Below are 12,180 nucleotides of genomic sequence, written 5' to 3'. Positions count from 1 at the left end.
GCCACATTCAATGCCTAAGATGACCATTGATGGTTCACCTACTAGCTAAAGCAAGAGGTTCCTGACCTGGCGAAGGTTCTAACACCCTCAAACTAGGAAACAAGAAATGGTTTTCCTCTACGTATTGAGCACCAAACAGTCCCTTTTCTGCCCAGAAATAACGATCTGTAGTGTGTTCATTTCGCTTTACGAGTAGCAACGCTGGTGGCAAAATCCCTTCAGCTTGAATGAATCTTCTCGCTGCTGTCACAGGTTTTTCTTCGCCACTTTCGATGCTATATTGAGGCACGTGTTCCAAAATGCGCCGTCCTTCCTGACGACGACGACTCTTCCTTTTGCGTCTCCTTGCCAATCTATTGTCCTCCTCTTTCAAGCTATAGATTGTAGTGATAGCTACAAAATCCGTCGTCATTATATAGGTTCTAGTTCAGAATATCAATAGTTTTTAACCTTTTAATATAAGAAAGTTAATATCTTTGAAAATAGAGAAAACAAAATTACCTAAGAATATAATCCCTTAGTAGAAACCATCTCTAAGAAAATTTTAGTTAAGCTTTATTAAATGAGTGAGGTAAAAATTAAGTATCCTCTCTTACATCATGCCTCAAAATCTATAATCTTGAGCAAGAGCTAAAAAATGTTAATGTCTGCCAGTTCCGATTTTCTTGCTCTGTGTCGAGAGCAAATAGCACTGCTAACCCAAGGGCTGGGAGCAACTTTAAGTATTGTGTACTTAACACAAGAATTGGTAGAAACTCCTTCTGGTGATGCAAAACTTATTCCTGTGGTGATTTACCCAGAAACAGCATTATTACCGCCAGGGGAGGAGACTGCTGAAGCGACGGCATACAAGCAACTTCAAGTTGGAAATGTGTTTGTATTACCCAATCATCACCGAAGGTTATTGACAGCAGGTTTAGAATCTCCAACTTCGTCGCGGGAGTCTGAGATACCAGATGCGTCTCAACCCGATCTAAAAGAGGAATACCTACTTAGTGGCAACCAAATTGTTTTACCTCTGGTCTATGAGGGTGTGATGATGGGGTTACTAGTAACAGGTAGGAAAGATCGGGCGTGGAATGAACATGAGCAAAGTCAGATTCAACGGATAGCCCAAACATTAGCGATCGCATGTATTTTAGATCAGCGCCGAGCCTGGTTTGAGCAGCAGTTGCGTGAGCAACAAATTCTTCAAGAAAAACAGCGGGATTTGCTAGATAACGTATTGCATCAGTTTCGTAACCCATTAACGGCGTTGCGGACTTTTGGTAAACTGCTATTGAAACGACTACGACCAGCAGACGCTAACCGGGATGTGGCAAATAGTATTGTGCGAGAAAGCGATCGCCTCCAAGAATTGCTGCAACAATTTGAGCAAGTAATTGACTTGACGGAGGCAGATTTAGCACCACTACATCTGACAGAAGATGAAGTATTTGTAGAAGCAACTATCCAAAAAGACGCGAAACCACCGCTATTATTGCCGGGAACGGGAGATAAAGCAGTTGACTGCTCGCTAGCAGATATATTAGAACCATTATTAATATCAGCCAAAGCGATCGCCCAAGAGCGAAAGCTAAAACTCATAACTGAAATTCAACAAAATTCATCTCTAGTACGTGCCAACGTCAAAGCATTACGAGAGGTGTTAACTAACATTATTGATAATGCTTTGAAATACACTCCCACTGGGGGCAAAATTTTGATTCAGGCGGGGCAAGAAAAAGCGAATTTTCAGGGAATAGTCATTAGTGATAATGGGCCTGGAATTCCACCCCAAGATTTAGAACATCTTGGAGAACGGCATTATCGGGGTGTACAAGCGCAAACAGAAATCCCCGGCACAGGTTTGGGGTTAGCGATCGCTAAACAATTAATAGAGCAAATGCAGGGCGAAATCGAGGTTTTCAGCCCTGCAATCAACTCTAAGCTAACTTCACCCGATGCACCGGGGACTACATTTATTATTTGGTTGCCAGAAGTTGAGAATTAGTTAGGAGTTAGGAGTTAGGAGTTTGAAATTAAAAACTCTTGACCATTGGTCAAAACCAGTTTCTCAGCAACGAATTGAGAACCACAGCAGGTTTGAATAGCGAATTAACTTCAGCAAAACTCTGCGTACCTTTGCGTTTACCTCTGTGTGACTCTGCGTTTAAAAAAGTTACGAACTTATGCAAAGCTGTACTAAGTCAACAGATTATAATTGTGACTGATAGAGGTGTTGGCGTAGTAGACCCGATACTGTATACAGCGAATTAATTGCTGAGTCTTAACACAACATAAGGCGAGTTAATTGCTGAAGCTTGATTAGAACTGACTAATGCTTGGTAGATAAAAGCTGCTACTTGCGCCCGTGTAGCATTTGCAGTTGGATTCAGGAACTTCACATCAGGATAGTTCACCACAATTTGCTTTTCAGTGGCGGCTGCGATCGGGCTACGGGCATAGCTAGCGATGTTAGAGGCATCGTTGAAATATTGCAGAGTACTTTTGGTATTGCCGCCAGGAGTATATCTCAAACCATTAGCGAGGGAAACTAAAACCTGTTCGCGGGGAATAGCTTGGTTAGGCTCAAAGCGATTACCGGGATATCCTGATAAGAAACTAATCGCATAAGCTTCCTGAATGGCACTAGATGCCCAATAGTTATTTGGCACATCAGTAAAATTGATTGCCTGCCGTTGCTGTGCTTTTTGGAAAGCTTTATCTACCATCGCAGCAAATTGAGCGCGTGTCACAGGTTCTTCTGGGCGGAAGGTGCCATCAGGAAATCCAGCAATTACACCTCGCTGAGATAATTGTTGAATAAATTGTGCTGCCCAATAGTCAGATGAAACATCAGAAAAAGCAGTTTGAGCGAAAGATAGCGGGGAACATCCCACCTTGGTAAGTTTCTCTTGTGAAGGATAAGTCACTGGTTCACAAACAAAACTTGCCAATTTAGGCTCTACATCAGTCCGTGTTGGTGGATTTTGTTTATCTAGTTGCGATTTCCAATCACCAGATATTTTGTCTAGAGTGGGATGCTTACTTAAAAACTCTGAGTCTGCAACAATATCGTGAGGCCCCTTAACACTGATCTTAGAACTATTTATGTAGATATTATAATCATAAACAACGTTTGTATTTTTAGTGTTGTTATTAATATCCTTCCCAGGAAAAGCATAGAGAATGTTCCTGAGAATTCTGACATCAGATGATGTATGAGCAAATATTTGTCCACCTTTAATTTCTGGACTCTGATTATTTAAAACCGCTGTGTTATTCACAATATCAACATGATCGCTGAAAAAGGCATGAATACCTGATCCACCATTATCAAATGCAAGATTGTTTTTAACTAAAGTACGTCCTTTATATGCACCCAATTTGGGGTTGCCATCATTTCTTGTACTATCGATAATAATGCCATTACCATCTGTGATCTTTCCAGCTGCAATCCAAGGAATGTACATGCGGTTGTTGTAGGTCTTGTTGTTGGTAACAAACATCTTGTATCCCTGGTTGTTGTCAAAATTCCAATTGCTTAACATCGAAATGCCACTGCAACCATAAACGCTATACCAAGCATTATTAAACACCACGTTATTATCTACTGTCACATAATCCGATTGAATAACTGAAATACCTGCTCCTCCACAGTCATGCACTTTGTTGTTGACAATACGGATGTGATGAACATGACCACTAGTTCGTCCGTCAACGTTAATACAGTTTCCACTTGTTAGCGGGTTTTGTTTGTTAGTTTTCTCACTCATGGCATAATCAAGGGTTATGTTGGCATTGTTTCCTATGACCTCCAGCCCATTGATCTCGATATATGAAGCTCCACTTGAAATTAGGATAGCATTCCATGTGTTATGCCGAATTTTTGGGAAATGTCCAGGATATGCTTTATATCTAATCCAGGCATTTGCAGTTCCAGAACGTTTAATATTTACTACACTCCCATCTTTGGGTGAATTTGTGTATACTCCGTTCATAATCAAGACTGTATCGCCAGGGTTGGTAAGGTCTGCGGCTCTTTGAATTGTCCTAAAGGCTGATGAAGTAGAGAGTCCGCTATTGTTGTCGCTTCCATTACCACTAACATAGTATGTTTTCGGTGTTGAATTCGTGCTGATTAGCTCTCTATTAGATAAGATAATTTCCTTGTTAGTGGAAACCTGACGGACGTTTTCAGCTAAAGATACTTTTATCGTTTCTCCCTGAGCCAAAATATTTAATACTACGGGAATTGCTAAATATGCGCTTAAACCGAAACCTTGAATTACCACAAGAAAAGGCTCCTTTATCGTCACTACTTAATAAAAGTACCAGGATATTCCGTAACTTTGAATACTCTTTTGGATAGAGAATATAATAAAGTCAAATTTACTATAGGAATCCGATTTGATTCCTGAAAAAATCTAAGTATATGTAGTGGCGTGGCAAGCAAAAAAATTGTGCATTAGACGTAGGTTGGGTGGAGCGGAGCGCAACCCAACACATATCAGGATGTTGGCTTTGGCAAAGCCTCCACCCAACCTACAATTTTTTTGCTACAGTACCTAATTTTGTTCAAAAATCAAATAGTAATCCTATAGCTTCCCCATAGCATACTTAAACGAGCATTCCAATAAATATTGATACTAATTAAGACGATATAGAGTTAAAAGAGTTTCTGCTAAATATAAATTTTCGGTTTAAAAATGAAGGCGATCGCACACTATAGTTAAAGTGGCGATCGCCTATCATGGGTGATTAAATTCACGACTTGAATGAAGTTAAATCTAGTAGCGAGATGATGGTACTAAATTCAAGTTAGAATTCAGTGTGATCTTTAAATCCTGTGCAGGTCTAAGGACAAAAGCATTTACTTCTTTTTTCCGCAATAGCACACTCGCACCTGCACCCGCAGCCGCACCGAGAACAGGTTTTAAATCGTCAATTCTGCGATTACCAGTAAGTAGCGAACCTAAAAGACCAGCACCCCCACCAATAGCTGCGTCAGTTAAAATCTGATTGGTGCTAGGCCCCTGTGTAACTTTTTGAGTTGTGCTGTATGTCCGAGAAGTTGCATTAATCGACTGACGCTGACCGTTAGAAAATTCTAATTCTTGAGCTACAAACCGCACGCCTTTTCCTTGGTTATCATCTGTATTTCTTGTATCTCTTGAATAACTATCTAAGTCAACAGATTCTAGCCGTCCATTAACTTTCGTACCAGCAGGAATTAAGACATTTCTATTTCTGTCTATAATATCGTTCGCTATTCTCAAGGTTATAGATTTACTCTCCCCAGGAGCAATAGTAATTGTCTCTTTTTCGTAGGTGACAGGAAAAGCGACTCCAGAAGGAATGGTCACATTTCCGTATTGCCCATTTCTGTTTTGTCCGATGTATTGAGCATTAGCAGGAGCCAAGCTGAATAGGGGGCTAATGGCGCTTGTAGTAACGGCCATTGCCATAAATGCAGCAGTTCCATATTTCCATTGATGTAGGCGAGTCATAAGAGCATTATCCTTTGTGTATGTGATATGTGTGATGACGAGGATTCACTGAGTTTGTTTCTGACTGTTTTTGAACCTGTATATAAGCGTATTCCGAAGATAAAAGTACTTATTATGATGGGAAGTCTGTGCAAGCGCAATCACTACTTCAGAATTTTTATCCTGCTAATGTGCGTCACTAAAATTAGAGGCGAGACACTTATAAGACGTAAATGAGTATCATTTTGTTCCAAAATGCTGTTTCATTACTCATGTCCACACATCTAAGCCATTGAATAGAGACGAATCGGCTGAATGCGAACTCTTATTTTCATTCTAGATTGATTTACTAGGACTTGGGAAATATTTTCGTTTTTTTAACGAATGATTCACTATCTGTTATGTGGGTATTTAAGATTGCTGCTGGTGCTGTTTAATCTCTGCGATCGGTAATAGCAAAGTATCTTCTATTTGCTGTCGTACTTCCCGGCTGACATAACAATCGCTATTTAGACAATTTACTAACAACTTATTAGTATTGTAGTAAGACTTTAGTGTTTCTAACTCTTGTGAGGTAAACTGCCAATCATGACCAATTTTTCGATATTCTATCATTAAGTTTCTTAATCTTGTAGTCCAATCTTTACCATTCTCTTGCCACCATTTCTTGAATATCTCATTGCCAGCACATTTTTCTGGTAATTCATCCTTAAGTTCTTGCACTGCTACCTTTAATTCAAGCTTAATTTGATGTTTCAAAATATTCTCTAGAGGTTGATACAGTTTGCGTACAAAATTAAAGCAATTCTCAGCAACTTCATGAAGAGATTGAGGAGAGATTGTTAGATTTAAATTTAGGTCTTTTGCTAGCTGAGGTTCTAAAACTAAATCAAGACCTGAGCCAAAATCATTATATTCTTTATAGAGGGGTGTATTAGAGTATAATTTAGTTTCAAGAGTATGAATTAAAACAGCATTAAATGCAGCATCAATACCAAAATCTTCATTTTTTGCATCATCAGGGGCAAAAAAAATAGCAAGGCGGATGTCTATAGTGGCAAGGTGAAGGTCTATAAGACGTTCAAGATAAAAAGCTCGAACAACTACTGATTTGTAAGGAACTTTAACTGTAGCTGCTTTGTTATAGATCCAGGCGAGTAAGTCTTGCAATTTTTTATTATTAGCTACAAGATTATCAATTTTCTCTTTCATTAACAGCAGTAATTGGTCTGCATTTGGCGACATCCCAACCGCTAATAGAAATATTTCCCGCCAACGTTTGTTGGTGATCTGCTTGACCAGACTTTGTAACGCCTCGTCTGATGACTGTCTCACAACCACAAATTCTCTAGCTGTGAAATACTCATGAAATGTCAGGTGAGAAAATGAGTAAATCCTTTTCGCTCTTGCGACAACTAGCCCATGATGATGCTCAATCGAACGCAAAACTTGCTCACTGTCAAGTTGCAATGCTTCTTCGTCAGTATTAGCATCGGGTAAATTGCGGATGTATTCTGTAATGTATTGCTCTGCTACTTTCTGCTTGAAGAAATATTCACTCCCCTCAAAAGTCGTCAATGCAATTTTGCTGAGTAAATCTTCTTTGCGTTGGACTGATAGCTTTTTGTAAATCTGATCGCGTTGAATTCCCCGCTTGGCATCCCATTTTTTCAATAACGCATCCAGTCCTTCTTTATATAACTCAGAACGATTTGCAGGGAAATCTCCTGACTCTTCAAATGCTAAACAAAGCAAAGTCAGCAGCAGCGGACTTGCAGCAAGTTGTTTTATTCGGCTATTCTCTTCGAGACGTTTGATAAAAGTCTCTGGTTTTACAGCTTTCTCCTTAAACCAGTTATTGGTAAAATTGGAAATTTGGTCATCGTCAAAATCAGCAACTTCCACCTCTGTGAACTTCTCAAAAATATACTCTCGTGCTGCAATTCGGCAGGTCATGACAAACTGATTTTTTGGGTAACAATCAGAAAACTCACCAATTTCTTTTAAGATGCGATCGCTATCCTCTTCTCTAACCTCATCCAACCCATCGAGTAAAACTAATGCCTTGCCATAGGTTAGTACGTCTCGGATAGAAGAGATAGGATTTATCGTCTCTTCAGTGACGTGTTGCAATAATCCAGGTTTGTTGGCAGCTTCCGCAAAGTTTTTGAGGTTAACAAAAATCGGGACACGTTCAGCCTGAAACTTACCTTCAATACACTGAATCGCTAAATACTTCAAAAATGTGGTTTTACCTGCACCTGGTTTACCCAAAATCATTAGCTTGGAATATTTCTCAACCGCTTCCAGTCCTGGCACTCGTTTTTCAGGAATTTTATTGAGTCCAAAGCGGTCAAAATCCTGGCTCTTATACTGTTCTAATAATTCATCAATTCCTAGCCGTTGTCGCCCAGTGATTTTTTCCAGGATATTAACGCTGGTGTAAATGTCATTTAACCCAATGGGTTGAGTCATATCTAGCACCCGCATTGTGCCGCAAAGTTCTTGGATGCGAGGTTTTATCTTTTCTCGCACTTCTTGGACTAGCGCAGCGATAGTTGGTTTAGGAATGACCTCTTCCCAGTCTAGACTTAGCTCGCCGCAAATCTTGACAAAGATATTGCGGTCAACAGGTTTACCTCTAAAGAACTTTCCGATCGGCTGGCGAGTTACTTCTAACTTTTCAGCTAATGCCTTTTGAGTTAAGGAACACCGAATTAAAGCTCTTTTTGCTTTTTGGATACCTTCTGGAGAACAGGAAAGCGATCGCCCCATCATAAATCGTTTCAACATCAGCTAAACACACACTTTTGCTGATTCTAACTACCAATTTGAGAATTCATTGTCATCACATACACAACTCACTCATATCGTCAAGCTTGTTTTTAAGAAAAGACTGTAAAAATGTTGATAAGCAGGTAGGCACAATTAAATCAAACTGTGTAAAGTTATGCAAAGTGCCAAAAACGCTTTGAATATAAGCTTTTAAGCAGGTTACATTTCTTAATCTAGTTGTATTTTTTAGCGCCCACTGACTTATCACGATTCAAACTATTTGGGGAATCTATAATGTTACCAACAAGAGATGAAGTACTGGCTGCTGTGACTGTTATTTTAGTAACTGTTTCTCTGACCATAGCAATAATTGATATCAGTAGCCGCCCTCTATTTCTCGAATTAACAAAATTTACGGTTGGAATATATATTGGATTGTCAGTACCTCGGACAAGGTAAAACGATCACAACTAACCAAACTAGAATCATGTATTGACGAACAAATCAAAACCCACGCTGCCGGGTTTTGATTTGTTATTATCCACAAAAAGCGATTCAGCTAAGAAAATTCCCGGCTAGCCTGCTTCTGGAAACTAAAGAAATTTGGGGAATTCAAGCAAAAATCATCTCCTATAGCTCTTAGAGCAACTCTTCTTTTCATATTTTCTTCTCTCTCAGTCAACAGAAAGAAATAACAAAAGCCTCCTGGAGAGTTTCATTTTTCTCCGAAGACAGTAAAACTTTTTCATGCAACAAGAAAAATTCACTCATCATATTGTAAATTTTTGTAAATTTGATGTCTTCAAGACTAGAAACCTGATATCCAGATAGCTAAACTAACAAACAGTGCATCTGTACTGTTAATTATTAAAAGTAGATGTGGCGCTATAGCCTGAATGATCCCAGTACAACTTATCCTCAAAAACTTCCTCAGTTACCGTGATGCAACTTTAGATTTTGGCGGTTTGCATACGGCTTGTATTTGTGGTTCCAATGGTGCGGGTAAATCTTCTCTTTTAGAAGCAATCACTTGGGCAATTTGGGGTGAAAGCCGCGCCACTGCTGAAGATGATGTCATCTATTCTGGTGCGAAAGAAGTTCGGGTTGATTTTACTTTCCAAAGTAACCAGCAAAAATATCGGGTGATTCGTACCCGAATTCGGGGAGGTACTAGTGTCCTGGAATTTCAAATAGAAATACCATCTGGGTTTCGCTCACTCACTGGCAAAGGGGTAAGAGCAACCCAAGATTTGATTTTAGAACACATCAAGCTTGATTACGATACATTTATTAATTCTGCCTACTTACGTCAAGGCCGTGCAGATGAATTCATGCTCAAGCGTCCCACAGAACGCAAAGAAATTTTAGCGGAGTTGTTGAAACTCAATCAGTATGATGATTTAGAAGAACGGGCTAAAGAATCTTCTCGTCAATTTAAAGCAAGGGCAGTAGAGTTAGAGCGTTCTTTGGAGTCGATAAAAGTTCAGTTGCAACAACGCGAGATTACCCAAGCGCAAAGAGTAGAGTTAGAAGCCGAACTCAACCAACTGCAACAGGTGCAAGCATTTGATAATATTCAATTACAAAGTTTGCAAGTTGTCCAGCACCAGCGCCAAAATTGGGAACAACAACTCAATTTTGTAAAACAGCAATACCAAAATCTTACCCAAGATTGCGATCGCCTCCAACAAGAGCAATCAGCTATTGGCTCTCAGTTATCAGATTTAGAAAAAATATTACACCAAGAAGCTGAGATTAAAGCTGGATATGCCCAATATCAAAGTCTACAATCTCAAGAAGAAGGTTTTGCTGTCAAATTTGAAGAATACACCCGCGCCCAACAGAATCGCCAACAAAAGCAACAACAGCTTACCAAACAAATTCACGAAATCGAACGACAACTGCAACAAGCCCAAGCGCAGCTAGAAGCTTTGCAGCAACAAGAGCGAGACATTCAGCAAACTCTCACCAAGTCGGGTGAAGTAGAAGCCGCTTTGTCACAACTGTCCGCAGCCCGTCACCATGTTGCTCGTTTAGATCAACTGCAAATGCAAGTGACTCCCTTGTTGCAACAACGAGCAACTTTACAAAGCCAACTCGATCGCACTCATGCTGGTTTAGTAGCGCGACTCGAACAACTCCAAAGTACTGAAAACCAATTGCAACGCCAGCACCGCCGCCAACCACAACTACAACAAGCGGTGATGGATGTAGCAATTCAGATTGAGGAACTGGAGAAAAAGCGGGTTTATCTGCAACGAGTCCAAGAAAAAGGGCAAGAAAGGCGGCACTTTATCGAACGTCTGCAAGCTCATCAACGGGATTATGAAAAACTTCTGGGAGAATTAGAGCAGAAATTGCAAATGCTCCAAAATCCTGAAGCACTTTGTCCATTATGTGAGCGTCCTTTAGACGAACATCACTGGAGTCGAGTAGTAGAAAAAACCCAAAGTGAGTTAGAGGATACTCAAGGGCAGTTTTGGGTAGTGCGAGAACAAATGGCTGTGTCTGACCGAGAAATTCAGGTACTTAGGCAGGAATATCGCGATATATCCCAACAATTGGCAGGCTATGATGGTTTACGCGAACAACGGGGACAGTTGGCAGCCCAGTTAGAAGCGACAACTGATGTGCAACAACAGTTACAACAAATTGCTGCTGAAAAACAGCATTTAGAGCGATCGCTCCAAGCTGGTGATTACGCTCCCGATAAACAAGCCGAACTCCGACAGCTAGACCAATATCTGCAACAAGCTAATTATAATGAACAAGACCATGCCCTGGCGCGGAGTGAAGTTGAGCGGTGGCGCTGGGCAGAAATTAAACAAGGGCAAATTAAAGATGCTACTAAGCGACAAGCGCAACTATTAGCCCGAAAACCAGAACTACAAGCTAGTATTGCTCAATTACAAGCCAGAATCCAGCAAGATCAGATTGATTCTGAATGTGCTAAACAAATCGCGGCTCTTGAGCGTCACATTACCGAAATTGGCTACAGTTCTGAGCAACACAACAATTTGCGTATAGCTGCAAAGAAAGCTCAATCTTGGCATTTGCGGTATCAACAACTGCTATCAGCCCAGCAGCAGTATCCGCAACTCCAGACGAGATTGCAAGAGTTAGGGGAGTCTAGAAGCGCCAGATTAACCGAGCGGCAAAAACTCGGCGGCCAAATTGAAAGCATTATTCAGCAACTACAAGCAACAGCTAATCCATCTGCCCAAATTCAAGCTTTAGAGCAGCAGTTAGCAATCCGCAGACGGCAACTCGATGAACAAATAGCCAAGTTGGGGCGTTTGGAACAGCTGGCGCATCAACTAGAAACGCTGCAAATTCAATATGAACAACAGCAGCAGCAATTACAATCTTGCAAGCAGGAATATCGTGTTTATCAGGAATTAGCGCAAGCTTTTGGTAAAAATGGTATCCAAGCACTGATGATTGAGAATGTGTTACCGCAACTGGAAGCTGAGACAAATCAACTACTTTCGCGGCTGAGTGGGAATCAGTTTCATGTACAATTTATTACTCAAAAAGCCGGACGCAGTGCTAAATCAACTAAGAAAAATGCCAAGTTGATAGATACCTTAGATATTTTAATCGCCGATTCTAGAGGAACACGAGCTTATGAAACTTACTCTGGTGGCGAAGCGTTTAGAATTAACTTTGCCATCCGTTTGGCTTTAGCGAAATTATTAGCGCAACGGGCGGGGGCGGCGTTGCAATTATTGATTGTGGATGAGGGTTTTGGTACACAGGATGCCGAAGGATGCGATCGCTTGATTGCGGCAATTAATGCCATCTCCTCAGATTTTGCCTGCATCCTCACTGTAACTCACATGCCCCACCTCAAAGAAGCTTTCCAAGCCAGGATTGAAGTGAATAAAACTCAGGAAGGTTCGCAGTTGAGTTTGTCAATTTAATCAAATCTTCC

General features: G+C 40.5%; 6 protein-coding genes and 2 pseudogenes. 3 read left to right on the top strand and 5 right to left on the bottom strand.

Annotation, left to right across the window (positions count from 1 at the left end):
• Positions 1 to 34 precede the first annotated feature (34 nt).
• Positions 35 to 352, bottom strand: coding sequence for a DUF3155 domain-containing protein (locus V7K67_RS04070; RefSeq protein WP_041566316.1), 318 nt, complete (start codon positions 350 to 352; stop codon positions 35 to 37).
• A 285-nt stretch (positions 353 to 637) separates the two neighbouring features.
• Here V7K67_RS04070 and V7K67_RS04065 point away from each other — a divergent pair, with 285 nt between their 5' ends.
• Entirely contained in the window at positions 638 to 1,993 is a 1,356-nt protein-coding gene (locus V7K67_RS04065; protein ID WP_334729180.1) for a GAF domain-containing sensor histidine kinase, read from the top strand.
• A gap of 279 nt (positions 1,994 to 2,272) precedes the next feature.
• On the opposite strand, the pseudogene V7K67_RS04060 reads toward V7K67_RS04065, so the two are convergent.
• From V7K67_RS04060 to V7K67_RS04045, 4 genes and pseudogenes are all read right to left on the bottom strand, one after another.
• Positions 2,273 to 2,915: pseudogene (locus V7K67_RS04060) on the bottom strand (S-layer homology domain-containing protein); the annotation flags it as partial.
• A gap of 666 nt (positions 2,916 to 3,581) precedes the next feature.
• Positions 3,582 to 3,758 (bottom strand): annotated as a pseudogene (locus V7K67_RS04055) (right-handed parallel beta-helix repeat-containing protein); the annotation flags it as partial.
• A 1,014-nt stretch (positions 3,759 to 4,772) separates the two neighbouring features.
• A complete protein-coding gene (locus V7K67_RS04050) occupies positions 4,773 to 5,492 on the bottom strand; it encodes a conjugal transfer protein TrbI (protein ID WP_334729182.1) in 720 nt (239 codons plus the stop codon).
• A gap of 390 nt (positions 5,493 to 5,882) precedes the next feature.
• Complete coding sequence (locus V7K67_RS04045; protein WP_335165331.1) at positions 5,883 to 8,264, bottom strand: NACHT domain-containing NTPase; 2,382 nt, start codon at positions 8,262 to 8,264, stop codon at positions 5,883 to 5,885.
• A 276-nt stretch (positions 8,265 to 8,540) separates the two neighbouring features.
• On the opposite strand from V7K67_RS04045, the gene V7K67_RS04040 reads away from it, so the two are divergent.
• Together V7K67_RS04040 and V7K67_RS04035 are read left to right on the top strand one after the other, a co-directional pair.
• Positions 8,541 to 8,705 (top strand): hypothetical protein, encoded by a 165-nt coding sequence (locus tag V7K67_RS04040; protein ID WP_335165329.1) that lies wholly within the window; start codon positions 8,541 to 8,543, stop codon positions 8,703 to 8,705.
• Between the two features lie 437 nt (positions 8,706 to 9,142).
• Positions 9,143 to 12,169 (top strand): SMC family ATPase, encoded by a 3,027-nt coding sequence (locus V7K67_RS04035; RefSeq protein WP_334729186.1) that lies wholly within the window; start codon positions 9,143 to 9,145, stop codon positions 12,167 to 12,169.
• The last annotated feature ends 11 nt before the right edge of the window (positions 12,170 to 12,180 follow it).

The organism is Nostoc sp. (assembly GCF_036917155.1).
GTDB lineage: Bacteria > Cyanobacteriota > Cyanobacteriia > Cyanobacteriales > Nostocaceae > Nostoc.
This window is presented reverse-complemented; position numbering and strand designations above follow the sequence as displayed.

Coding starts and splice junctions, on each gene's coding strand:
- V7K67_RS04065 (WP_334729180.1), top strand. CDS start 638: ATGTTAATGTCTGCCAGTTCCGATTTTCTTGCTCTGTGTCGAGAGCAA.
- V7K67_RS04050 (WP_334729182.1), bottom strand. CDS start 5,492: ATGACTCGCCTACATCAATGGAAATATGGAACTGCTGCATTTATGGCA.
- V7K67_RS04045 (WP_335165331.1), bottom strand. CDS start 8,264: ATGTTGAAACGATTTATGATGGGGCGATCGCTTTCCTGTTCTCCAGAA.
- V7K67_RS04040 (WP_335165329.1), top strand. CDS start 8,541: ATGTTACCAACAAGAGATGAAGTACTGGCTGCTGTGACTGTTATTTTA.
- V7K67_RS04035 (WP_334729186.1), top strand. CDS start 9,143: ATGATCCCAGTACAACTTATCCTCAAAAACTTCCTCAGTTACCGTGAT.